The organism is Pedobacter paludis (assembly GCF_003173575.1).
GTDB lineage: Bacteria > Bacteroidota > Bacteroidia > Sphingobacteriales > Sphingobacteriaceae > Pedobacter > Pedobacter paludis.
This window is the reverse complement of sequence record NZ_QGNY01000003.1, coordinates 437,376-462,942: the sequence shown is the minus strand read 5'-3', so window position 1 is coordinate 462,942 and position 25,567 is coordinate 437,376. Positions and strand designations below refer to the sequence as shown.

21 protein-coding genes and 1 tRNA gene are annotated in these 25,567 nt (G+C 35.9%); 7 read left to right on the top strand and 15 right to left on the bottom strand.

From position 1 onward, the window contains the following. Positions 1-71 precede the first annotated feature (71 nt). The 4 genes from DF947_RS10180 to DF947_RS22225 all read right to left on the bottom strand — a co-directional run bounded on the left by DF947_RS10180 (position 72) and on the right by DF947_RS22225 (position 4,099). A complete protein-coding gene (locus DF947_RS10180) occupies positions 72-1,496 on the bottom strand; it encodes an RtcB family protein (RefSeq protein ID WP_109929582.1) in 1,425 nt (474 codons plus the stop codon). Between the two features lie 11 nt (positions 1,497-1,507). Continuing rightward, entirely contained in the window at positions 1,508-2,338 is an 831-nt protein-coding gene (locus DF947_RS10175) for a hypothetical protein (protein ID WP_109929581.1), read from the bottom strand. Positions 2,339-2,531: 193 nt separating this feature from the next. Continuing rightward, a complete protein-coding gene (locus DF947_RS22505; RefSeq protein WP_109929580.1) occupies positions 2,532-3,629 on the bottom strand; it encodes a slipin family protein in 1,098 nt (365 codons plus the stop codon). A 408-nt stretch (positions 3,630-4,037) separates the two neighbouring features. Continuing rightward, positions 4,038-4,099 (bottom strand) — tRNA-OTHER (locus DF947_RS22225). Between the two features lie 515 nt (positions 4,100-4,614). On the opposite strand from DF947_RS22225, the gene DF947_RS10165 reads away from it, so the two are divergent. Then, on the top strand, positions 4,615-5,640 hold the full coding sequence (locus DF947_RS10165) for a helix-turn-helix transcriptional regulator (protein WP_109929579.1): 1,026 nt from the start codon (positions 4,615-4,617) through the stop codon (positions 5,638-5,640). A 20-nt stretch (positions 5,641-5,660) separates the two neighbouring features. After that, positions 5,661-7,181, top strand: a complete 1,521-nt coding sequence (locus tag DF947_RS10160; protein ID WP_109929578.1) for a glycoside hydrolase family 32 protein — start codon at positions 5,661-5,663, stop codon at positions 7,179-7,181. Positions 7,182-7,414: 233 nt separating this feature from the next. Here DF947_RS10160 and DF947_RS10155 read toward each other — a convergent pair whose 3' ends face one another. Continuing rightward, entirely contained in the window at positions 7,415-8,995 is a 1,581-nt protein-coding gene (locus tag DF947_RS10155; protein ID WP_109929577.1) for a peptide chain release factor 3, read from the bottom strand. A gap of 620 nt (positions 8,996-9,615) precedes the next feature. Between DF947_RS10155 and DF947_RS22640 the strand changes: the two genes are divergently transcribed. From DF947_RS22640 to DF947_RS10130, 5 genes are all read left to right on the top strand, one after another. Next, on the top strand, positions 9,616-11,883 hold the full coding sequence (locus tag DF947_RS22640) for a helix-turn-helix domain-containing protein (RefSeq protein WP_205940774.1): 2,268 nt from the start codon (positions 9,616-9,618) through the stop codon (positions 11,881-11,883). A gap of 41 nt (positions 11,884-11,924) precedes the next feature. Further along, on the top strand, positions 11,925-12,329 hold the full coding sequence (locus DF947_RS10145) for a GxxExxY protein (RefSeq protein ID WP_109929576.1): 405 nt from the start codon (positions 11,925-11,927) through the stop codon (positions 12,327-12,329). Between the two features lie 77 nt (positions 12,330-12,406). Continuing rightward, complete coding sequence (locus DF947_RS10140) at positions 12,407-13,015, top strand: SprT-like domain-containing protein (RefSeq protein ID WP_205940773.1); 609 nt, start codon at positions 12,407-12,409, stop codon at positions 13,013-13,015. 48 nt (positions 13,016-13,063) lie between these two features. After that, positions 13,064-13,300 (top strand): DUF433 domain-containing protein, encoded by a 237-nt coding sequence (locus DF947_RS10135; protein WP_109929575.1) that lies wholly within the window; start codon positions 13,064-13,066, stop codon positions 13,298-13,300. Continuing rightward, positions 13,300-13,644 carry a DUF5615 family PIN-like protein gene (locus tag DF947_RS10130; RefSeq protein WP_109929574.1) on the top strand — a complete coding sequence of 115 codons (345 nt, stop codon included), beginning with the start codon at positions 13,300-13,302 and terminating at the stop codon, positions 13,642-13,644. The genes DF947_RS10135 and DF947_RS10130 overlap by 1 nt, the downstream gene beginning before the upstream one ends. A gap of 1 nt (position 13,645) precedes the next feature. Here DF947_RS10130 and ade read toward each other — a convergent pair whose 3' ends face one another. The 10 genes from ade to accC form a co-directional block, all read right to left on the bottom strand. Continuing rightward, positions 13,646-15,283 carry an adenine deaminase gene (gene ade / locus DF947_RS10125; protein WP_109929573.1) on the bottom strand — a complete coding sequence of 546 codons (1,638 nt, stop codon included), beginning with the start codon at positions 15,281-15,283 and terminating at the stop codon, positions 13,646-13,648. A gap of 91 nt (positions 15,284-15,374) precedes the next feature. Next, positions 15,375-17,351, bottom strand: a complete 1,977-nt coding sequence (locus DF947_RS10120) for an alpha-ketoacid dehydrogenase subunit alpha/beta (RefSeq protein ID WP_109929572.1) — start codon at positions 17,349-17,351, stop codon at positions 15,375-15,377. Positions 17,352-17,390: 39 nt separating this feature from the next. Further along, positions 17,391-18,779: a LutB/LldF family L-lactate oxidation iron-sulfur protein gene (locus tag DF947_RS10115; RefSeq protein WP_109929571.1), complete on the bottom strand. Its 1,389-nt coding sequence runs from the start codon at positions 18,777-18,779 to the stop codon at positions 17,391-17,393. Between the two features lie 91 nt (positions 18,780-18,870). Continuing rightward, positions 18,871-19,257 (bottom strand): type II toxin-antitoxin system VapC family toxin, encoded by a 387-nt coding sequence (locus DF947_RS10110; protein WP_205940772.1) that lies wholly within the window; start codon positions 19,255-19,257, stop codon positions 18,871-18,873. Continuing rightward, positions 19,257-19,484, bottom strand: a complete 228-nt coding sequence (gene vapB / locus DF947_RS10105; protein ID WP_205940771.1) for a type II toxin-antitoxin system VapB family antitoxin — start codon at positions 19,482-19,484, stop codon at positions 19,257-19,259. The genes DF947_RS10110 and vapB overlap by 1 nt, the downstream gene beginning before the upstream one ends. Before the next feature lie 95 nt (positions 19,485-19,579). Further along, positions 19,580-21,217 carry a M28 family peptidase gene (locus DF947_RS10100; protein ID WP_109929568.1) on the bottom strand — a complete coding sequence of 546 codons (1,638 nt, stop codon included), beginning with the start codon at positions 21,215-21,217 and terminating at the stop codon, positions 19,580-19,582. A gap of 31 nt (positions 21,218-21,248) precedes the next feature. Continuing rightward, positions 21,249-21,686 carry a ribose 5-phosphate isomerase B gene (gene rpiB / locus DF947_RS10095; protein ID WP_109929567.1) on the bottom strand — a complete coding sequence of 146 codons (438 nt, stop codon included), beginning with the start codon at positions 21,684-21,686 and terminating at the stop codon, positions 21,249-21,251. A 45-nt stretch (positions 21,687-21,731) separates the two neighbouring features. After that, positions 21,732-22,613 (bottom strand): twin-arginine translocase subunit TatC, encoded by an 882-nt coding sequence (gene tatC / locus DF947_RS10090; protein ID WP_109929566.1) that lies wholly within the window; start codon positions 22,611-22,613, stop codon positions 21,732-21,734. 179 nt (positions 22,614-22,792) lie between these two features. Then, positions 22,793-24,001, bottom strand: a complete 1,209-nt coding sequence (locus tag DF947_RS10085; protein ID WP_109929565.1) for an LVIVD repeat-containing protein — start codon at positions 23,999-24,001, stop codon at positions 22,793-22,795. A 214-nt stretch (positions 24,002-24,215) separates the two neighbouring features. Further along, positions 24,216-25,559, bottom strand: coding sequence for an acetyl-CoA carboxylase biotin carboxylase subunit (accC, locus tag DF947_RS10080; protein ID WP_109929564.1), 1,344 nt, complete (start codon positions 25,557-25,559; stop codon positions 24,216-24,218). Positions 25,560-25,567 lie beyond the last annotated feature (8 nt).

Here is a 25,567-nt window from a genome sequence, read left to right as displayed (position 1 = left end):
AAAACCACGCAGCTATTGAAAACCTGCGTGGTTAAACTTCGTAATTAAAATCTATGTTAACAGTTTGAGGTTTAATCTTCCCTACTTCCATCATCAGCCATTCTTACCATTTTTGGTTCAAATTTGGCAATTACATCTACAAGTTCGGTTTGTGCAGACATCACTTTATTAATATCCTTATAAGCCATCGGTGCTTCATCTAAACCTGCTCCAATTAAGGTAACATTATGATCTTTCAAAATTGCTTTCATATCCGATTTTGTAATCGATTGAATGGCTTTCGTACGACTCATTTGTCTGCCCGCACCATGCGATGCAGAATTGATTGCGCTTGTCTCGCCTTTTCCTCGAACCAAAAATCCCGGTGCTGTCATACTTCCAGGGATAATTCCCATTACCCCTTTTCCAGCTGGTGTTGCGCCTTTTCGATGAACAATTACTTCTTCGCCATTTAGCATTTCTTTCCATGCAAAATTATGATGGTTTTCTACTTTAGCCAAGACCTTTGCCCCAATGGCTTTGGTTAATCGTTTATGAATTACCTCGTGACAGGCTGAAGCATAATCGCCTGCTAAATTCATGGCAATCCAATATTCCTGTCCCTCCGCAGAATTCAAATCCAGATAAGCCAAATTCAAAGCCTCTTTCGGAAGTTTGCAAATGTCTTTCGCCAGTTTGGTATAATGCCCTGCAATGGTTGCACCAAAACCACGGGAACCCGAATGCGTTAACAAAGCCACATAACGACCTTTATCTATATTCAGGATTTCATCTCGCTCTGCGAAATCGATAATGCCCCATTCTACAAAGTGATTTCCACCACCAGATGTACCCAATTGTGCCCAAGCTTTACCGTGTAAATTTTTAAGAAAAGGCGTCGAATTAAAAGCTTCATTTTCTAAAACTTCATGGTCGGCACGTTCTAGATTTCGAAATTCTTTTCCAGCACCAAATTTGGTGAAGGCAATCAGTTCGCGTTTGTACATGGCATCTTTCCCGAAATAATATTTTTCCGGAATATCGAAAATACTCAAAGCCATTCTGCAACCAATATCAACACCTACACCATAAGGAATAATCGCATTTCGGGTGGCTAAAACACCACCAATCGGCAATCCATAACCTTGGTGTGCATCGGGCATTAATGCTCCAGCAATTGAAACTGGTAGTTTCATGGCAATATCCATTTGGTTTCTGGCGCCTTCTTCAATATAATCTTCACCGAAAATGGTATAATCTTTTGCGTTTTCAACCAGTTCTATTGTTCCATTCGATTTAGGATTTGCCTCTTCAATAATGGCAGTTGCTAATTCGCTCAATACCTTATCATCCAAAAAACTTTCTGGATAGTCTTTTACCTTTTTAAGTAACATTTGGACTTCATTGTCCTCCACATCTTTGAAGTTTTCTTTTAAAATGTCGAGTGCCAATCCTAATATTTTTCCTTCGGTATACCCTAATGCAATTAAGGTTTTACCTGTTATGTTGTGTTTCATTTTTTAATCTTTTAATTCATTCCCAAGAATTTTAAATCATTTTCATCAAACATGCACTGAACAATGTGTAATGAAAGCGAATTAAAGTAACTTATAAAACCTGCATATTGTTGGTTATTTGGTTGTAGATGCCAAAGTCCGATTTCATCCTGGTTGATTGAAAAATGTCTTTGAAATATATCTTTTGCTTTTGATTTTATTTCATTTTGCGTGTCGAGACTAACGATGGTTCCTTGATGAGCAACTACGTTTCTTAATATTGAAATCAGTTCAAAAAAATTTTCCCAGTTGGTGGTAATGTCAATATTCATTCGATGCTCTAAAAATATAGTAACATTAGATGACTTGTTTTTAAGGAATTGAATAATATGTCTATTGTTTTTTGTGTCAATGCTCAAATTATTATCCAATAGATAAGTTTTAATTTCATTATTCAACTTATCAATAGCTTTTTTACTTCCTACTGCATGTTTGTTTTCAGGGAAATATCTAATATGGATTGCTTGTAGAATAAAGTTTTCTAAAGCATTATATATTTTCAATATTGCAAGATTAGATATCCAAGAAATAAAATCATTTTTATATGTTTCAAGATTACTTGTTTCAATTGAACGACTTTTTTGGTGCCCCTTTAAAAGACCATTGTACTTGGAATTGTATTCATATACATAGAATCCAGCTTCGTATAACCCAACTTGATTTGGATTATTTATTTTATAACTATTAATTGATGTATCCAAAAATGATTTCCAAAAACTCAAATCTGTATCTGTCGCAAATACAATATTTCGATAAATATCAAAAGCTTTTAATATTTCAGTTTTGTTTTCGTCTATTTTCATTATTCTCTAACTAATCCTCGGCAGGCATCATTCACCTAGCCGAGGGGTTTCTAAATTTAATTTATTTTAAGTGATTTTTCTCACCATTTCCGTCATTGCGAAGCACGAAGCAATCTTAAAGCGATAGTTTTTCTAGCCTAGCGATAGTAGTAGGATTGCTTCGTGCCTCGCAATGGCAATACGCTTAAAATGTTTACTTTACGAAGATTTGCTTCAATTGATCTACAATTTGACCGCTTCCAGATAAACTGATGGTATTGATTTTTTCTGCAATTTTCTCCACGTATTCCATTTCTTTCAATTTGTACAACATGGCATTCTCTTCCATTAATTTGGCGGTATTCAACAAACTTCTGGTTGATGCAGTTTCCTCTCTTCTCGTGATCATGTTGGCTTGAGCTTTTTTCTCAGCAATTAAAACTTGGTTCATAATGTCCTTAATCTCACCAGATAAAACGATATCTTTAACACCACAGTTTGCCAATTTCACACCTAACTCTTCGGCTTTGTTAATTGTGCTTTCTAAAATTGTAGCTCCAATTTTTTCTTTGCTCTCCATTAACTCATCAAAAGTTAATAAACCTACAGCTTCTCTTAAAGCCAATTGAATAATGATATACAATTGTTTCTCAAAATCTTTATTTACCAATAACGCTTTAACAATGTCTTCTACCTTGTATTGAATGGTAAAGTTCATTCGTAATTGTGCTTTATCTCTTGTTAAAATCTCCTGACCGATAATCTCCATATTTAATTGTCTCATATCGGTTTTTAAAACTTGGATATCAATGTTGTTTTTCCAGAACACATAAGTTCCTGCGGTTAATAATTGTCTGAAAGCGCCATTAACAAATAACAATCCTTGCTCTTGAGCCTCTACTTTATAAATTCTGATGTAGTTCATTAATGTGGCTTTTAAGAATAAATTTTCATCTATAGTTTCATCAATTTCTATTTTGCTGATATCAGCTTTAATAAACTCATATTCAGACAAGCCTTTCCAAATTGCATACCTGCCTGCTGTTAAAACATTTTTGAAGTTTTTATTTTGATAAACCAATGCCAATTCATTATCGGCAACGCTTACCAAATAAATTAATTTAGCAAATTCGGCATTCAACAACAATACATCTAACTCTGCAACAGTGTAGTAATATTCTTTACTCATGTCGTAAATGGTGATGGTTTCGCTAAAACCCAACCAGTAACTACCTGCTGTTAATACTCTTTTTAATTCTCCGTTTTTAAACACCAATCCAACATAATTGGTGTTAATGGTTACTCTTTTCATGTTTTTTTGATGTTAAACCCCACCTAAATTCTCCCCTTAAAAGGAGGATTTTAATGAGTATGGTTAATAATTATTTAATTTTATACTTTACAAAGCACTGCGAAAAACATTAATTTGTTTTCTGCGGAAGTAAATTGAATCTTGATGTTTTTAAGAATGAAATCTACTTTTAGTTTCGGCGATATTCTTTGTCGAATACTGCTTTCTCCTGCCAGAAGACTTGATTTTTAAATCAGCTCTTTCATCGTTTTTACTTTCAAAGCAAAAGGCAAATTTGCTTTTGAAGATTTTACAATCCTTTAAGCCGAATGCATTTCGCAATGCTAATTTTAATGAGAAATTTGAAGTATCTCTTCTTTCTAAGATGGAACCCTAATCCATTGCATTACCATTTTGCTATTCCAGTTTTGGTTGGAAGCAGGATTCGAACCTGCATATTGGTGTTGTTACTCTACCCCTGAGCTATTCCGGCCTTGGCCGGAAGTGGGATTCGAACCCACGACACACAACGTGTTTTAGACAATCTATCATAATTTCCATCAGAATATTCTGCGCAACGGCGTGAATACTTTGGAGCCATTTCGAAACCCACAACTTTGGATAGTCGTTATTTAGTATTGCCATCCCTTTCGGGATTTCTTTATAATAATTTTATTGCTCAAAGAACTATTCCTCAGCAGGCATCAATCACCTGCCGAGGGGCCTTAATCATGAGAGCGATTTAACAATCTCATTTGAGTTATGTACCTCATAACCAACATTACAAAGATGCTACCACCACTACGCGAACGATTTGCGCAGTAAAAAATAATTTTTAGATAAAATATTAACTGTTTTATTATCAATTAAATAAAATTTTAAAATCACAATAATAACAATGTCGTTGTTTCAATTGCGCAATTGTATTGCGTAGTTGCTAAAGACTTTTCTATATTTAGGTGAGCTAAACCATCAGATTTTTAGCTGAAAACCAAATTCATTAAAAATGGCTGTAAATAAATTAGCGCTTATCCGATACAAAACCATAGATGATTGCTTGAAAAACCGTTACAGAAAATGGACTTTAGACGATATTATAGAAAAGGTTTCGGCAACGCTTTATGAGTTAGAGGGCATTACTTCTGGCGTAAGCAAACGAACCATTCAGGCTGACATTCAATTGATGCGAAGTGATAAGCTGGGATACAATGCACCTATTGTGGTTCAGGATAAACGCTTTTACGCTTATGAAGATTCGAGTTTCAGTATTACAAAAGCACCAATTAATAATGCCGACGTAGATAAAATGAAAGAAATTGTAGGTGTATTGAAGCAATTTAACGCCTTTAATTATTTCGATGAGATGAGCGATATGATTGCCCGTTTGGAGAATAACCTGTATAAATCGACCAAGCAAAGTGGCAATAACATCCAACTGGAAAGCAATAAGCTAGTAAAAGGTTTAGAATGCATTCCGCCATTGTATCAAGCGGTTTTAAATAAACGTTCGCTGTTAATCGAATATAAATCGTTCAAAGCCCAACAGGCACAACAGGGAATTTACTATCCTTATTTGTTAAAGGAATACAGAAACCGTTGGTTTTTAATCTGCAAAGCCAAGAAACGACCTGGAATTTTAAATTTAGCCTTAGATAGAATTGAAGAATTTCAAGAACTGCCAAATGAAGAATTTGTTGGTTATCAAGGTGTAGACTTTGACAGATATTACGATGATTTAATTGGTGTAACAAAGACTGAGCGAGATCGGGCACAAAAGGTAATTTTAGAGTTTACCAACGAACATGCACTTTATGTTGTAACTAAGCCCCTACATTCATCGCAAGTGGTGTTAAGTAAAAACGAAAAAACCACTACCTTTAGAATTGATGTTGTGCTAAATTATGAGCTGGAAAGAGAAATTTTAGGCTTTGGAGAATGTGTTAAAGTGCTTTCGCCAAGGTTACTGATTTATAAGATCAAGAAAAGACTGGAGCAGACTTACAGTCAATATCAAAGCAAAGAAGAACAATAACGCCAACCAAATATACCCTTATGAAAAAAATTAAAATCATCACTGCTTTTTTATGGTTAATTACATTAAACGTTTTAGCCCAGCAACCAACACCACAGTGGCGACCGGTTTATCATTTTACTTCGCCTACCAATTGGCTAAATGATCCTAACGGTTTAATTTACCTAAACGGAGAATTTCATCTCTATTTTCAGTATAACCCCTTCGAAAATAAATGGGGCCATATGAGTTGGGGCCATGCAACGAGCAAGGATTTGGTGAATTGGAAAAATCTACCTGTTGCGATTCCTGAAAAGATCACAAAGGATACAACAACCATGATTTTTTCTGGTTCTGCAGTTTTAGATAAAAATAATGTAAGCGGTTTGGGGAATGGTAAAGCACCAATTTTGGCTTTTTATACAGCCGACTTGCCTAAACAGCACAACGAATCGCAATATATGGCCTACAGCAATGATGGCGGTTTAACTTTTACCAATTATGCCAAAAATCCAATAATCGATTTAAACAAAAAGGATTTCCGCGACCCAAATGTTTGGTGGCATGAGGCCTCTAAACAATGGATTATGACGGTGGCAATGGTAGATGAACATCAGGCAAGATTTTATGGTTCAAAGAATTTAAAAGATTGGACGATGCTAAGCGATTTCGGGAAACAGGGTAGCCAGGGAAGCGGTTGGGAATGTCCTTTTATGGTTCCTCTAGCTGTAAATGGAAATAAAAGCAATACCAAATGGATCTTGGTTATTTCATTATTTGGTCCTAAAGGCCCTACAATGCAATATTTTATAGGCGATTTTGATGGCAAAACTTTCAAAAATGATAATGATGCAAAGTTGACCTTATTAATTGATGAGGGTGATTCTTTCTATGCCGGAATCCCATGGAATGATGCACCGAAAAACCAAAGAATTTTATTGGGCTGGTTACAGCCGGGTGGAAAGGAAACTTTTCCATGGAAAGGCCAGATGTCCATCCCAAGAGATTTAGCATTAAAAACTACTCCAGACGGCGTAAGGTTGTTTCAACAGCCAACCTCATTTATTACCGATAATCTTAAAAAACATTCAGCAGGCAATTTCATAACCAAGCAAAATGTTAGCTTAAATGGAAATACTGATTTAGGAACGAGTAAAAACACTTACTGGATCGATGCAGAATTTTCTGTTAGCGACGCAAAAAATATCGGTTTCAAAATCGCTCAGTTAAAAGATGAAAAGGGAAACATTTTGAAGGAAATTGAAGTCGGTTATGATGTGGTCAAGAAGCAAATTTATGTAGATTGTTCTCGATCTGAAAAAGGGATTAAGAACGACAAAAACATCTTTCAATCTGCAAATGTAAATCCTTCTAAAGATAAAATTAAGCTTCAAATTTTGCTTGATAAATCTTCTTTAGAGGTTTTCGGAAATGGTGGCGAAAAAGTAATTACGACCATGGTTTTTCCTGATGAGCGAGCAATGGGTTTCTCTGCCTTTGCAACTGGCGGAAAAGCAATATTAAATAATTTAAAGGTTTGGGATTTGAGTAAAGGGAAATAAGAGAATGAGTGAATTTTGAATTAGAGAGTGTAGCAAATAGCCATTCAATCATTCAAAACTAGTATTTTAATTTTGTCTCTGATACTAAACAAGAATGATCATCATGGCGAGGCATGAAGCAATCTAACAGCGATGATGCCTCTCAATAACGGAAGCACACAAAAAAACCTCGCAGGTTTTGAAAACCTGCGAGGTTTGAATATCGCCAGTAAAGCCCCTTAAGGGGTTTGTGGTCATTTAAATTCGCTCGTTTTATGGAAATCAATATCAGGATAATCCTGTTTAGTTAAATTGATCATGTATTCGCTATCCGATAAATAAACTGGATTGGCCTCTTTATCAAAACCAATGTGCTGTTGTTTGCGTTTCACAAATTCATCCAATTTTTTTCTATCTGAAGAAGTAACCCAACTAGAACGCGTATAACTTAAAGTACGGAAACGGCATTTTGCGCCATATTCATGCTCTAAACGGAAGTTGATAACCTCAAACTGAAGTTCACCAACGGCACCAATTACCTTTCTATTTCCGGGTTGCATGACAAATAATTGCGCAACACCTTCATCAGTTAACTGTTCTATACCTTTTTCCAATTGTTTGGTACGCATCGGGTCCATATTTTCTACTTCCTTAAAAATAGATGGAGAGAAACTTGGGATACCTTTAAACTGCAATTTTTCGCCCTCGGTTAAAGTATCGCCGATTTTGAAGTTACCGCTATCGTACAATCCGACAACGTCACCAGGCCAAGCCTCTTCCACAATGCTTTTTTCATTGGCCATAAAATCCATCGGGTTAGAGAATTTTAGTTTCTTATCCTGACGGGTGTGGTAATAAAATTTATTGCGTTCAAACTTACCCGAGCAAATACGTAAAAAAGCAATTCTATCGCGGTGCTTTGGATCTAAGTTGGCATGGATTTTAAATACAAAGCCACTAAAGTTTTTCTCATCAACCAAAACATCGCGTTCTTCGGCTTCTCTATGTCGTGGGCTTGGAGCGATGTCGATAAACGTATCCAGAAGTTCTTTAATCCCGAAGTTATTAATTGCACTGCCAAAAAATACAGGCGCCAACAAACCATCGTTATAGAGGTCCTTATCAATTTGGCCATAAACGCCGTCAACGAGCTCTAAATCATCTTTTAGGTTGCTAATTTCCTTTTCTTTTAAAAAGTTGGTCAGGTTATTATCATCCAAATCTTCAACGGCAATTACCGAATTGGAGATTTTGGTTTTATCGGGCTGAAATAAATTTAAATGTTTGTTGTAAATACTATAAACACCTTTAAAAGTATGCCCTAAGCCAATTGGCCAAGAAAGTGGACATAAGCTGATATTTAATTTTTCTTCAATTTCATCCAATAAATCGAAGGCTTCTTTACCTTCTCTATCCATTTTATTAACGAAGATAATTACAGGCGTATTTCGCATTCTACAAACCGACATTAGCTTTTCGGTCTGTTCCTCTACACCTTTTACACAATCTACAACTAAAATTACACTGTCTACTGCAGATAAAGTTCTGTAAGTATCTTCCGCAAAATCTTTGTGCCCTGGTGTATCTAAAATATTAATGCGTTTACCGCTGTACTCAAAACCCATTACCGATGTTGCAACCGAGATGCCACGTTGTTTCTCAATTTCCATGAAATCGGAAGTATTGCTCTGGTTTGCTTTGTTACGTTTTACCGCACCGGCCGTATTAATTGCGCCACCAAAAAGCAGGAATTTTTCCGTCAGCGTGGTTTTGCCCGCATCGGGGTGACTAATAATGGCAAAGGTTTTACGTTTTTCTATTTCAGGGTTAAGCATAATAAATTGTGGGTAAAAATGGGCGATGAAACCTAGTTAAAGGAATTTAACTGCGATAAGATTTGAATAATTTTGTTTCATCAGGTTGCAAAGATAAGAATTTTGATTAACTGTTCTAACTGGTTAATTGTTTAATCGAAAATGGATTGGATAAAGTCATATTAAGGAATATTCTTCTTTTTATTGGGACTAGTTTATCCCCTCAACCCATCCTAAAATGGGAGGGAGTAGCAAAGTGGAATGTCGGATTTTCTGAATTTAATATTGGATTTTAGGTTAACCCAGCAACCAAAATTTTTATGCAAATTCTGAATAAACATAGTACAGCTCCCATCCTTATTTTCAAGGAGGGATTGGGAGTGGTTTTTTGCCAAAAGCACAAAACTTAATTCATTAACCTGATGGCAGTGAGCATCCCGATATTTCATCGGGATAAAGCGGACAGCAGGACTGTTATTCCCGATGAAAGCTTAGCGTACATTTCCAAATGATAAATACTCGCAACAGAAAATTATTTTTTTTACGAAGGATTTTTTTTACAAATCATACCTATTTTTGTGCTAAAATTGTTAGCTTTATTTTATCCCTCCAAAACAACCCAACCCAAAATATTATTGCCGATGCCAGAATTAGAAGAAACATCTATGGCCGCTGAAATCGCGGCGAAATTTATTAATTACACTTCAAAACATGTGTTTTTAACAGGAAAGGCGGGAACAGGAAAAACAACTTTCTTGCGAAAGCTGATAAAATTAACACACAAAAAAGCGCTGATTTGTGCACCAACTGGAATTGCTGCGATTAATGCTTCGGGGGTAACTATTCATTCGCTTTTTCAATTGCCATTTGGGGCTTTCTTTCCAGATTCTGCAGGGAATATCATTAATCAAAACATCAGTTTTAATTTCAATACGCCAAAAACAATTGTAAAGCATATGAATATGCAGGGCAATAAGCGTAGAATGTTGCAAGAGCTGGAACTTTTGGTAATTGATGAGGTAAGTATGTTGAGGGCCGATATGCTTGATGCGATTGATTTTGCTTTGCGCTATGTTAGGAGAAATAGAAATGTGCCATTTGGCGGTGTTCAGGTGCTTTTTATTGGCGATTTGCACCAGCTTCCTCCAGTAGTAAAAAACGATGAATGGCGGGTGATGGCTGGTTTTTATAAAAGTATTTACTTTTTTGATGCTTTGGCTCTGCAGAATAATCCACCCATTTACATTGAGCTGGATAAAATTTACCGTCAGGATGATGCTGTATTTATCGGCCTTTTGAATAACCTGAGAAACAATAAAATTACTCCAGAAGATACAGCCTTATTGCGCCAGCATTTTAAGCAGGATTTTAAACCATCAACAGATGAAAACTACATTACGCTCACTACACACAATAATAAAGCTGACAGCATTAATCGAGAAAGATTAACCCAGCTTAAAAATAAATCTTACTTTTTTGATGCAAAGATTCAAGGCGAATTTAATGAGTATGCATATCCAAACGATAAAAGTTTAGAGCTGAAAGTTGGAGCACAAGTAATGTTTATAAAAAATGACATGACTGCCGAAAAGCGCTATTACAATGGCAAAATTGGGGTGGTGCACCACATAGAAAAAGATGTAATTGAAATTGAGCTTCCTGAAGAAAAAACTGTAATTGAAATTTCGCCTTACACTTGGGAAAACGTAAAATATAAACTTAATGAAGCTACTAACGAAATTGCAGAGCATGTTGCTGGTTCGTTTATTCAATATCCAATTAAATTGGCATGGGCAATTACAGTACATAAAAGTCAGGGTTTAACTTTTGATAAGGCGATTATTGATGTTGGTGATGCATTTGCTCCCGGTCAGGCCTATGTTGCACTATCGAGATTACGTTCGTTAAAGGGTTTGGTTTTAACCTCGCATTTGCGTGAAAGTGGTTTGCAACAGGATCAAAATATCCACTATTTTTCTAAGTCTAAACAAACTGCAGAAGTTTTAACAGAGCAGATTAGTGCTGAGAGTTACGATTTTATTAGAACCTATTTACTGACTGCATTTGATTTAAATCTGATTCGATATTACATTAAAGAACATCTCCAGACTTTTGATAAGGGAGAGAAATCTGTAAAGCAAAAATATGATGATTGGACAATGGAGATTTTTAGGGATTTCCAAAAAATAACGGCGACGGCAGATACTTTTGTAAATCAACTTAAAGGTCTTTTTGCTGAACAAACGGAACACACATTTTTTAATGTTTCGAAAAGAGTGGAGGCTGCTTTAAAATATTTTAATCCTTTAGTTAAAGGTATTTCAGATAAGTTTTTAGCACATATTGAATCGGTTAAAGAAGAAAAACAGATTAAAACCTATTTAACAGAATTGCTTGAGCTGGAGATTTTAGTTTACGAACAGCTTAAAAAAATGCATAAAAGCAAAGCCTTGTTGCAAGCCATAATTGAAGGTAAAGAATTTAGCAAAGCTGATACCGATGCCTTATTAAATACTGCTGAGCGCAACGAACAACTGCAGAAGGCAATTCGGTTAAAAGGAGAGGTATTAAAGGTAAAATCGGCTGTTGAGAAAAAGAAAAAGGAGCCAAAAATTGACACTAAATTATTGAGTTTTGAACTTTATGAGCAAGGGAAAAATCTTGAAGAAATAGCCAGGGAAAGAGGTTTTTCTGTTGGAACTATCGAAGGGCATTTAGCTTACTATGTTGCTACGCAGCAATTGGATGTTTCTAAATTGGTTAAGGCTAACAAAATCAAAAATATTACCGATGCTGTAGAAAGCCAAAAAACAAAATCGATGGCTACTATCCGAGATTTTTTAGGAAAGGATTATTCTTTTGGTGAGATTAAATTGGTGCTGGCCTCTTTGTTTCCTAGCGAGGAGTAGATTGTTTAAACCACATAAGAAATGTAAGACCATATAAGCCTATGGATAAGGAATATTTGAAAAACTTAATTTATAAAGTTAACGGTGCCGTGATTGAAGTTCATAAAGCTTTAGGCCCCGGTTTACTAGAAAGTATATATCATAAATGCCTTAAGAAAGAATTAACTTATCGCAATATTAGTTTCAAATCAGAAATGCTAGTGCCAGTTTATTATAGAGAAGAATTGGTCGAGACTGAATTATTTTGTGACTTGTTTGTAGAAAATTGTTTGGTTGTAGAGCTAAAAGCGGTTGAGAAGGTATTACCTATTCACGAAGCTCAGCTTTTGACTTATATGAAATTACTAGAGGTACCTATGGGATTGATTATTAATTTCAATTGCTTAAATATTTTTGAGAGTGGACAAAAAACATATGTTAACGATTTATATAGATTTTTGCATTAGTTTATAAATTGTAATCTTAAATGCTCTTACATCTCTTATATGGTTAATTTATTTTGCAAATTCTTACCTTCGCTATCGTGGAAAAAGTTAAAGTTTTAGCGCAATACATGCCAGAACCAGCGGCGCCGCTAATTGCAAAATGGATAGATTATTTTCAATGTGAATTTAAAATCGCCAAAACCCGCTCTACAAAACTTGGCGATTACCGCCATCCATATCGTGATAAAGGTCATCGGATTTCTGTAAATTTTAATTTAAATAACTATGCTTTCTTGGTTACTACCGTACATGAGTTTGCGCATCTGTTAACCTGGAATGATTTTAAAAATAAGGTAAAACCCCATGGTTCAGAATGGAAAAAAAATTTCCAAAGGATGATGGTTCCATTTTTTGAAATGAATATTTTTCCTGATGATATTCATAAGGCTATTGATAATTACATGTCGAACCCGGCAGCTTCCAGTTGCTCAGATTTACATTTATCAAGAGCTTTAAAAAAATATGATTCCAGTAAAATAGAAACTTTACATTTAGAGCAGTTGCCTATAAATACCATCTTTAAAATCAAAGATGGGAGAAGATTTACTAAGGGCGAACGCATCAGAAAACGTTATCGTTGTGTTTGTTTAGATGATAAACGGATTTACCTGTTTAATCCTTTGGCGGAGGTTTTTGTAGTGGAGTAGAGGTGTCAAATTAGCAAAAGCTAAACTATTTCTTTAACTTTAGGTATTATGGAACAAATTTTTGACCGGATTTATATTGACAGTGACGTTTGTAATGGGAAACCAATTATTAGAGGTAAACGGATTACTGTGCAATCGGTTATGGAATTTTTGTCGGCTGGAGAATCAGCAGAAGAAATTTTAAAACAATATCCATCTTTGGAAGCCGAAGATATAACTGCCTGTATGCGCTATGCAACTGAATTAATGAATCATAGTTTTATTATTAAACAAGCCGTTGCTTAATGGAATGCGAGTTTCTTATTGATGTAAATCTTCCTCGATATTTTTCTTTATGGAATAGTGAAAAGTACATTCATCAGTACGAATTAGGAGATGAATGGAAAGACTCAGAAATTTGGAAATATGCTGAATCAAATAATTTAACAATTATTACAAAGGATAGTGATTTCTCTACTCGCATATTGCTTCATAACCCTCCTCCAAGAGTTATTCATATTAGACTCGGTAATATGAAAATGAACAAATTTCATGATTCAATTGATAAAATTTGGCCTCAAATAATTGAGCTAAATAAAGAGTATAAATTGGTAAATGTATTTTCTGATCGGATTGAAGGGATGAAGTGATTTAAATAAACTCAAACTTATCGCCATCAAACAAACCCTTATCGCTCAACTTTAAATGTGGGATAACCAACAGGGCCATAAAAGAAAGTGTCATAAACGGAGCGATTAAGTTAGAACCCAATTCTTTCGCAAATTTATCAATCGAAGTATAGCATTCGGCAACTTTAAATCCGTTTTGATTGCTCATTAACCCCGCTACAGGTAAAGGTAAAATTTCTTCTTTCCCATTGCCTAAAGCAACCACGCCACCAGTTTCTTTGATGACCAAATTAACCGCATCACAAATGCTTTTGTCATCTACGCCAACAGCGATAATGTTGTGACTGTCATGCGCCACGCTCGATGCAATTGCCCCATTTTTCAATCCAAAATTTTTAACAAATGAAATGGCAATCGGGGCATTGTGATATCGGTTTACGACGACCATTTTTAAAACATCATTTTCTAAATCACTGATTATATTTTTGTTTGAAACCTTTGGTATTGCAGAAAGCCTGTTAGTAATTAATTGTCCGTCTAATGCTTCAATTACAGGAATTTCTTTTTGTCCTGTAAAACTGTAAGCGAAGTCTTCTTCATTTTTTAAACTGCAATCAAAATGGTTAACAGACTCTTTATCTTTAGAATGTTTAACCCAATCGCCAACCATTTTACCGTTTTCAGCAAGCAAAATCCCATCAATATAAGTCTGTTTAACTTTGAAGTTTTTCAAATCTTCAAGCACAATAAAATCAGCGAAATCTCCAACCTGCAATTGTCCAACATCTAAGTTATAATGAAGAATAGGATTAATGCAAGCTGCCTGAAGTACGTTAAAAATATCGATTCCCTTAGCTACGGCTCTAGCGCAAAGCTGATTAATATGACCTTCTACCAAGCTATCAGGATGTTTATCATCGCTGCAAAACATCATCATTTCAGGCCAATCATTTAACAGATGGATTAATGCTTCGAAATTTTTTGCCGCACTTCCTTCCCGAATCAGAATTTTCATGCCACGTTGCAATTTGTCTAAAGCTTCATCAGCAGTAAAACACTCGTGATCTGTCGAGATTCCTGCATCAATATACTGTTGAATAGTGTCTCCTCTTAATCCTGGCGCATGACCATCTACAGGTTTACCCAATTCGTGGGCTGCAGCGATTTTTTTTAAAACTTCTTCATCTTTATAAAGCACACCAGGAAAATTCATCATTTCGCTGAGGTATTTTATTTCTGGGCGTGCTAAAAGTGCTTTAACATCATCATGATTTAACTCTGCTCCAGCAGTTTCAAAAATCGTAGCCGGGACACAACTCGGCGCACCGAAATTGAATTTAAATGGAACGGTGTTTCCATTTTCAATCATAAACTCAACGCCTTCCATTCCACAAACATTAGCAATTTCGTGTGGATCGCTAATGGTAGAAACCGTTCCATGCAAAACAGCGAGCCTCGCAAATTCACTGGGAATTAACATGCTGCTTTCTATATGAACGTGGCTATCGATAAAACCGGGAGTAATAAAATGAATGCCATCTTTAACCTCGGATATTTTTTGGATGGATTTGATTTTACCCATTTCAACCTCAACCTCTCCGAAGAAAATGTTTCTGTTTGTAATGTTAACTATGTTCCCTTCGATTTTGAAATTGCTCATGTGCTGTTAACTGTATAAATGTTTAATCGGTTAATTGTTTAATTTGATCAACCGGTTTATACAGTTACCCAATTCATACAATTAACCAAAATCAATATTTCAATAATTTTTCAATGGTTTCTGCTAACCTAGATTTGGCAAGGAAATCTTCTTCTAATACCTTGCTCATCGGAATGGCTGTATCTAAACTTGCGCATCGCAAAACCGGTGCATCGAGATGTTGAAAGCAATGCTCACCAATCCATGCAGAAATTTCTGCGCCAAAACCGCTGGTTAGGGTATCTTCGTGTAAAATTAAAACTCTGCCCGTAGCTTTTACGGCACCTCTAACGGTTTCCTTATCCCAAGGCTGAAGTGTACGTAAATCAATCAAAGTAGCATCACTTTCAGAATTATTTTTTAAATAATCTAGTGCCCAATGAACGCCCAAACCATAAGTTATGATGCAAAATTTGCTTCCTTTTGCCAACGTAACTGCTTTGCCAATTTCGGTTGTGTAATAACCATCGGAAACAGGAGCCATTAAACTTCTGTACAAATATTTATGTTCGAAATATAAAACCGGATTTGGATCTTCAATCGCCGCCAACAGTAATCCCTTTGCATCTTCGGGGAAGGCTGGATATACAACTTTTAATCCCGGCGTTTTCGTAAACCAGGCCTCATTGCTTTGAGAGTGAAAAGGACCGGCACCTGTTCCTGCACCTGTTGGCATTCTGACTACTACATCAGCTTTCTCTCCCCAGCGATAATGTGTTTTGGCTAAATTATTTACAATTTGATTGAAACCGCAGGTTACAAAATCTGCAAATTGCATTTCTACAACGGCCTTGTAACCATTAATAGATAAACCTAAACCAGACCCAACAATTGCCGATTCGCAGATTGGAGTATTTCTAACCCTGCCTTTTCCATATTTAGAAGTGAAACCATCCGTGATTTTAAATGCCCCGCCATAATCGGCAATATCTTGCCCCATTAAAACCAGATTGGAATATTTTTGCATGGCAAGGTCTAAACCATCGGTTATGGCGTCTAAATATCTTTTTTCTGTTGATCCTTGTAACGGTTTTGAAACCTCTTGCTCGTAAGGGAAATACATATCACTTTCCTCTTGGGAAGAGTCGGCTTCTGGTTCAGGCTCTTCAAATGCTTCTTCAACTTCTAGCTCAAGATCTCTTTTAATTTGAATTTTAAGATCGATAGCCAGATCAGATGTAAGAATTTGTTGCTCGATTAAATAAGATTCAAAATTATTTAATGGATCTTTTTTCTCCCATTCATCAAACAGTTCTTGTGGAACATATTTTGTGCCCGAAGCTTCTTCATGTCCACGCATTCTAAAGGTTAGACATTCAACTAAAACCGGCCGCGGATTTTTTCGTAAATCAGTAGCTAAGCGATCTATGGTGTCATAAACCTCTAGAATATTATTTCCATCAATTTGCACACCTTCTATTCCATAACCAATCGCTTTATCTACTAAATTTTTGCATTTAAATTGTTCTGATTTTGGGGTCGATAATCCATAACCATTATTTTCAATTAGAAAGATAACTGGCAAATCCCAAACAGCGGCTACGTTAACCGCTTCATGAAAATCGCCCTCACTTGTTGCACCCTCTCCGGTATAAACTAAAGTAACTTTTTGTCTTTTGGCTAAAACATCAGCCAGTGCAATTCCATCAGCCAAAGCCATCTGTGGACCGAGATGTGAAATCATCCCGATAATTTTATAATCCTGCGTACCGAAATGGAAAGACCGATCTCGACCTTTGGTAAAGCCCGTTACTTTGCCTTGCCATTGCGCCATCAATTTTTTTAAAGGAATATCTCGCGTTGTAAAAACACCCAGATTGCGGTGCATAGGCAAGATATATTCATCGCTTTGCATAGCCAGAGTACTGCCAACGGCAATAGCTTCTTGACCAATACCCGAGAACCATTTGCCAATTCTGCCCTGGCGCAAAAGTTTCAGCATTTTGTCTTCAACCATTCGAGGGTAAAGAAGTCTTTCGTATAAATTCAATAAGAATTTGTCGTCTTTTGCTCCGCGATTGAATTGCATATGAATTTCAGTTTACAATTAGCAGTTTTAACACGATGGTTAAGAATCTTTATTTTTTTTCATTTCCTCAAATTGCTTTGCGAACGATTTATCGGCAACTTTTGGCATCTCACGATATTTGCCCCAACTTTTTTTGAAGAATGTTTTCAGTATGAAGTTTTTAAACCTTCCACCGAAAAAGTCCATCCATTTACGGTTCTGCATCATTCTGTTAAACATGCCCCAACCAATCTCTTCAACTTTTCCATTATCATGCGCTGTTGCTGCATCTCTGCGATTAAGCAACAGCATTTTATGGATATCGATTTTAACCGGGCAAACTTCAGAACATTTACCGCAAAGGCTAGAGGCATAACTTAAATGCTTAAACTCTTCCATGCCTTTTAAATGTGGCGTAATTACCGATCCAATTGGGCCACTGTAAGTTGTATTGTAAGTATGGCCACCAATGTTTTTATAAACCGGACAAGCATTTAAACAAGCACCACAACGGATGCAGTATAAGCCTTGTCGCTGATCCTTTTGTGCCAGCAAATTTGTACGTCCATTATCCAAAAGAATCACGTACATTTCTTCTGGTCCATCGGTTTCGTTGGGTTGGCGTGGCCCGCTCAAAATTGTATTGTAAACGGTAAGATTTTGGCCCGTTCCGTGCGAGGCCAATAATGGCCAGAACAGATCCAAATCTGCCATTGAAGGAATAACTTTCTCTATTCCAACAATTGCAATATGAATTTTAGGAAAGGTGGTACTTAAACGAGCATTTCCCTCATTTTCGGTTAAGGCAATACTTCCGGTATCGGCAATTAAAAAGTTTCCACCACTAATTCCAATATCCGCGTTTAAATATTTATCACGAAGCAATTCTCTTGCTTTTTGTACCAATTGAGGAGGAGTTGCATCAATAGGAGTTCCAAATTTATCATGGAATAATTGTGCAATGTCGGTTGCACTTAAGTGCATGGCAGGTGTAACAATATGATATGGTGCCTGCCCCAATAACTGAACAATATATTCGCCTAAATCACTTTCTAAGGATTCAATATTATTTTTCTCCAGAAAATCATTTAGATGAATTTCTTCGGTGGTCATCGATTTTGATTTGATAACCGTTTTACCGTTGTTTCTTTTAATGATGTTGAGGATTTCCTGTTGTGCTTCCTCGGCATCGTTTGCCCAGATTACTTTGCCTCCTCTGCGCTGGAAATTCGATTCAAATTCTGGCAGGAATTTATCGAGGTTTTCCATAACCCGCCACTTAACAACATGAGCTTTCTTTTTAGATGCTTCTAGGTTTTCGAATTTAGATAATCCGCGTTCAACAGCTGCATTGTACTTACCAATATTATAATTTATGGTTTTACGATGCGGTAAATCAAAAGCTTTTTCATCGGATTTTTCTAAAAATTCCTCGGAGGTTTTCATCATATTTCAAAGATAGGAATTTCTATTGCCAGCAAAAGTATTGTGCATAAAAAAGCCCCGATGAAATGTCGGGGCTTAGATATTTTTTTCATAACTACCAAACTAGCTTAACATCGTATTTATGAACATTTATATCTTTAGTGATAAGACTAAAATTCATATCAACTGCTGTAGAAACAATGATCCTATCAAAAGGATCTCTGTGCAAAAATGGCAAGTCTTTAAGTATATTAAGTGCACTTATTTGTATTGGAAGAATGAGAATGCTATTTGCAGAACAAGACTCCGAAAGTTCATCTAAAGTATATTCTAGTTTTAGTTTGCCTAGTGATTGTTTTATAGAAATCTCCCAAAAACTGGCTACACTAACATATAAATTACAGTTGCTATCTTCAAGAATTTCTCTTGCTTTATTAGAGAGCATATTGCTATCATCCTGCATCCACAATAAAGTATGCGTATCTAAAAGATATTGCTTCACTAGATGTAATCCTTAAAATCATTTAGAGGTTCGTCAAAATCGGGGCTCATTTTCATTTTTCCTTTAAGCAAACCAATTTTTCTTTTTTTATTTTCCTCTGATTCTGTTTTTGTTTTTTTCTGTAAAATAAAATCGATAAAATCTTCTACTTCTTGTTGGTAAGCAACAGGTATCATCTTTATTTTTTCGAAAATTTGCGCTTGACTCATAAGTTTTGATTTAATCAAAAATAATATTTTAAAATTAATATGTCAAACGGATTACGATAAGATGATAAAACAAAAGCCCCGATGAAATGTCGGGGCTTAAATTTTTTAACTTTTTATTTCTTTGGATTTCCTTTACCATCCATATCAACTACCGGACGTTTGGCCTGATTGGCCAACTCCCAAGCAATATAATAAGTTAGGTGTGCTCTTTTTGCCAATAAGGGAAAGTTTATTTTGCTTATTTCATCACCCGGTCTATGATAATCTTGTTGTAACATACCGTCGTAATAGAAAATGATTGGAATGCCCAGTTTAGCAAAATTGTAGTGATCCGAACGGTAATAAATACGTTCTGTATCTTTTGGATCATCATATTTAAAATCCAGTTTCATTTTGGTGTAGGTTGCATTAACTCTATCTTGTAAAGTAGCCAAATCGCTGCTCAACATTTTTGAACCCACTGAATATATATAGTTTGCAGAATCTGGCTTGCCCAAATATTCTTCACCAATACGGCCAATCATATCCGTATTTAAATCGGCAATTGTATTTTCTACGGGGAACACCGGATGCTCAGAGTACCATTCAGAGCCCCAAAGTCCTTTCTCTTCTCCAACTACAGTCATGAATAAAATGCTGCGTTTTGAGCCTTTGCCAGCCTTCTTCGCGTCAGTAAAAGCTTTAGCCATTAACAATACGCCTGTTGTGCCAGATCCATCGTCATCAGCCCCATTGTTAATTTTGTCTGGGCCTTCAACTTCTGGTGTAATACCAATATGGTCGTAGTGGCCAGTTAAAACTAAGACTTCTTTCTTTAAAACAGGATCTGTTCCTTCTAAAAATCCCAACACGTTTTCGCAACGTACTGGAGTTTCTTTTTTCATTGCACTAGCTGAAACAGCAACATTTAAAGTTTGCGAAGCAGGTTTAGTCGTTTCAGCAATTTTTTTCTGTACAGCTTCAACCGAGGTATTGGCTGTTTTTAAAATTTCATTTGCTGTAGCAGTAGAAATGGAAATCGATGTAAAAGGATTTTGCTTTTTCATCCGATCTATATTTTCCTGCGTTTTCATCACATTAGATCCTGCAGTGTACGAGGCTTTGCGGTCTTCTGTCATGTTATCCAAACTAGGATCGATTAAAATAACTGCCTTTGCTTTGCTTTGAGCCAAGAAAGTCATCTTTCTTGCACGAGCCATCATGGCCTGGCGTCTATCTACTTTATCGCCAGCTTTAGCCGTTGGATCTCCAGTAGCAAACATTAAAACTATTTTTCCTTCAACATTAATGCCTTCGAAATCGTTGTAGCCATCTTTTGTTAAACCGTAACCAACAAAAACTACATCATTAGAGCTAAAAGTGAAGCCGTTTAATCCAACTGAATTACTTGGAATAACGAAATCTTTATACGCTTCTTTTGGTTGACCATTAATGGTGAACATGCTTTCGCTTACGCTATAATTTGCCAGATCGATTTTTTGAAAATAGCCCCCGTCAACCGGTCCTTTTAAACCCAAAGATTTAAAATAGTCGCGGATATAATCTGCAGCCATCCAAGCGCCTTTTTTTCCGGTTTCGCGACCTTCGTATGCATCAGATGCCAGTACAGAAAGATGCTTGTAAGCATTTTCCGGATTAATTGCCTTACCAAACTTTATTGCATCCTTATTGGCTACAAGCGGTTTAATTTGAGCAAAGCAACCAGCACTAAGTATAGATGCCAAGCCCAGGGTTAGAAATTTTTTATTCATTTTTTATAAAAAGTTAGTTGATTTGTTGTTGCTAACAAGATATCTTATCAACCCTGTTTTGATGACGACCGCCTTCAAACGCAGTGTTTAAAAAAGTTGTTGTAATCATTTTAGCAAGTTCTTCTGATACAAATCTTGCCGGAATGCATAAAACATTGGCATTATTGTGCTTGCGGACTAAAGATGCAACTTCGTTTTCCCAGCATAAACCTGCTCGTATATTTTGATGCTTGTTTGCTGTAATGGCTACACCATTTGCAGATCCGCAAAGTAAAATGCCGTACTCAAATTCTCCACTTTCTACTGCAGAAGCAACAGGATGGGCAAAATCTGGATAATCTACAGAATCAAGCGTATAGGTTCCAAAATCCTTAACCTCATAATCACTAAGGAAATTTTTTAAAACCTCCTTATAATCAAAACCTGCATGATCAGCACCAATAGCAATTTTTATTTTTGTATCAGACATTGCCAAATTTATAGAGAATTATGAAATCTATTCGTAATGTTTTTGTTAGCTAGCGTAAAATGCCGCTTCATCTTTTTTCTTCTTTCTTTCGATGTAAGCAGACACAAAAATACTCAATTCATAAAGTAAAAACAGAGGAGTTGCTACAATTAACATGGTCATAATATCCGGTGTAGGCGTTACGATAGCTGCAATAATTAAGATGATAACCGCTGCATACCTTCTGCTTGACCGCATTAATTTAGGTGTCATTAATCCTAATTTGGAAAGAATAAAGATGATTACCGGAAGCTCAAAAATAATTCCTGTTCCTAATGTTAAAGTAGAAACTGAAGACAAGTAAGAATCAACAGTGAAAGTGTTCTTAATTTCTTCACTTACTGTATATCCGGTTAAAAAGTTAACCGATAATGGACAAACTACAAAATAACCAAACAAAATACCAATGATAAAAAGTACTGATGCGAAAAAAACAAATCCGCTGGCAGATTTACGTTCATTTTCATGCAATGCTGGCTTAATAAAGCGCCAAATTTCCCAAAGCAAATATGGAAAGCCCGCAACAATACCACACATTACACATACATTTAACTGAAGGTTAAACTGTCCGGCCATTTCGGTATTGATAATCTCACCGTTAATTTTGGTAATGCACATATCCTTACCAAGTGACGGAAAATGTTCAACCAGTTTACACATCATGCGGTAAGTCCAAAAATCTGGTTTTTTCGGACCAAAAATTACTTTGTCTAAAATTTCTTCATTGAAATAAAAAGCGATGCCGGTGAATACGCCAATTGCAATAACTGCTCTAATTAAATGCTTACGCAATACGTCTAGGTGATCAAAAAAAGACATTTCTGCCTCTAAAGTTGTGCCTTTATTCCCGATCGCTTTTAAAAGGGATGATTTTTTAGTGTCGCTCATGTTGAAAACAAAAATACCATTCTAAATGAATAGAATGGTATGTACGTGTTAAATATAGAAATAGTTTATATTAATATGAGAAATAGCTTTAAAAATAGAATTTAACAATAAGCAAATTAAGAGATTTAATGCTTAAAGTAATTGAATATTAAAGCGTTCCGGTTCTGTTAAATAATAAACTAGATTTTCACTTTGATTACACTTAACTGCTTTAAATTTTTAGGATCTTTATAATTAAATTGATATATCCCATCTTCTCCGGTTACAATTAAAGATTTTGGGCCAGCAATTACATCGAAACTTTTAATATTGTTAAGATGTTGCAACAGGTTATCGCTTATTTTGTAATTATCATCAATGCTGAAACTCTTTAAGCCAAAATTACCTTCACAAAGAAATAAATTATCGTTACTTACGCTTAATCCATGTGGATTTTGCATTGGATAAACGGAAAGCTGTTTAGGTTTTGTTGGGTCTTCAATATCTACAACTTCTAATTGGTTACTTGCCTGCCTGCAATTATTGCCGGTTCGTAAAGTAACGTAAGCATATTTTCCTTGTACAACAACGGGATCGCAGGCAAAAACATGGCTATAAGTAGAGAGTTTGATAGGATTTGCAGGATCAGCTGCACTAAAAATATGCATACCGGTACTCGTTCCGATAAACAATTTGTTCTCGTAAGGAAATATTGTTTCAACGCCCCATCCCAAATTTATCTTTTTAACAAATGATGGGTCTGAAGCAACTCTTAGATCAAATAAACCCAAATCAACATTGCCAACCGTATATAAATAGTTGCTCATTATGGTAAATCTGGCCATAGAACCACCCTGTCCGGAGGCGCTAGGGCTGCTACTGCTAGAAATATTATTATATGAATCGGCGTACATAAGCTCTTTTCTATACGTTTCCTTTTTTACCAGCGTGTCTTTATAGATGTAAAGATATTTTTCTGAACCTACTGAAAACGCCTTCTGAAAAACATCAGTTACTCTTTTAACTTGTTTAATATTATTCATGTTGGAAATATCAAAAGCAAGTAAATCAATAAAATTGTCGGCGTAGAGAATGTTGTTGTAGATGGCTAGGTCTACATTTCCTGGGATTTGTAAAAAACCTACATTAACAGGTGCACTCGGATTAGAATTGTTATAAATATGAATACCTTCATTAGGTTCGTTTATAAAAAGATAATCATTGTAGACGTATATTTTTCCTGTTTTTTTAGCCTGAACCGCTTTGGTTATTCCTACAGGTAAAGCTCTCATCTCTTTAACAGAAATCATTTTTGCAATCTGTATCAGTTCATATTCATCCTTTTTACATTGAGTAAATAATACGACAACAAATAGAAGGACTAGTGCGTTAATTAGATTTTTTTTCATAATACGAGGGTTTTAATGTAGAAACGAGGTCTATGGTTAAAACGCTACAAGATAGGCTGTTATTTGTCGATTTTATTTAACAATTAAAAATAATCGAGAAGTTTCCGTATTAATAAATCACGATATTATAGAGGTCATTTGGAAACCGATCAATAAAAAAAGGCTGTTCAGTATATTTGAACAGCCTTTCATATTACTAGATATAATTATTGTTTTATTTTTCAATAAATTCGAATGTCTCCATAAACTTTGTAGTGAAATTTCCAGCTCTAAAGTTCGGATCTTTCATCAATTGTAAATGGAATGGAATGGTTGTTTTAACACCTTCAATTACGAATTCGCCTAAGGCACGTTCCATTGTGCAGATCGCCTCTTCACGAGTTTGAGCAACGCAAATTAACTTGGCAATCATCGAATCGTAGTTTGATGGAATTTGGTAACCTGCATAAACATGTGTATCAACCCGAACGCCGTGGCCACCTGGAGAATGAAAATTAGTAATTTTACCTGGCGATGGACGGAAGTTGTTTGCCGGATCTTCTGCATTTATACGGCATTCAATCGCATGCATATCAGGGAAATAGTTTTTGCCTGAAATTGGAATTCCTGCAGCAACCTTAATCTGTTCTTTAATTAAATCGAAATTGATTACTTCTTCCGTAACTGGGTGTTCTACCTGGATACGGGTATTCATTTCCATAAAGTAGAAATTACGGTGTTTATCAACCAAAAATTCGATTGTACCTGCACCTTCATAATTTACGGCTGTTGCACCTTTAATTGCAGCTTCACCCATTCTAACACGCAGTTCATCCGTCATAAATGGAGAAGGAGATTCTTCAACCAACTTTTGGTGACGGCGTTGAATGGAACAATCGCGTTCCGATAAATGGCAGGCTTTACCAAATTGATCCCCAATAATCTGGATTTCAATGTGGCGTGGATCTTCAATGTATTTTTCTAAATATAAACCATCATTACCAAATGCTGCGCCAGATTCCTGACGGGCACTATCCCATGCGTTTTCAAAATCTTCGTCTTTCCAAACTACACGCATCCCTCTACCGCCACCACCGGCAGTGGCTTTAAGAATAACTGGATAGCCCATTTCATTGGCAATCGCAATTCCTTCTTTAACGCTGTTTAATAAGCCTTCAGAACCTGGAATTGTAGGTACGCCTGCAGTTTTCATGGTTTCTTTAGCCGAAGCCTTATCGCCCATTCCGTTAATTTGCTCAGGTGTTGCACCAATAAATTTAATACCATACTCACGGCAAATATTTGAAAATTTAGCGTTCTCTGATAAGAAACCGTAACCAGGGTGAATGGCATCAGCATTAGTTAATTCTGCTGCTGAGATAATATTTGGAATATTTAAATAAGAATCTTTACTAGGAGGGGGGCCAATACAAACAGCCTCATCAGCAAAACGTACGTGTAAACTTTCGCGATCTGCGGTAGAGTAAACAGCAACTGTTTTGATGCCCATTTCCTTACAGGTACGGATAATACGCAAAGCGATTTCACCCCTGTTGGCAATTAGTATTTTTTTAAACATATATTTTA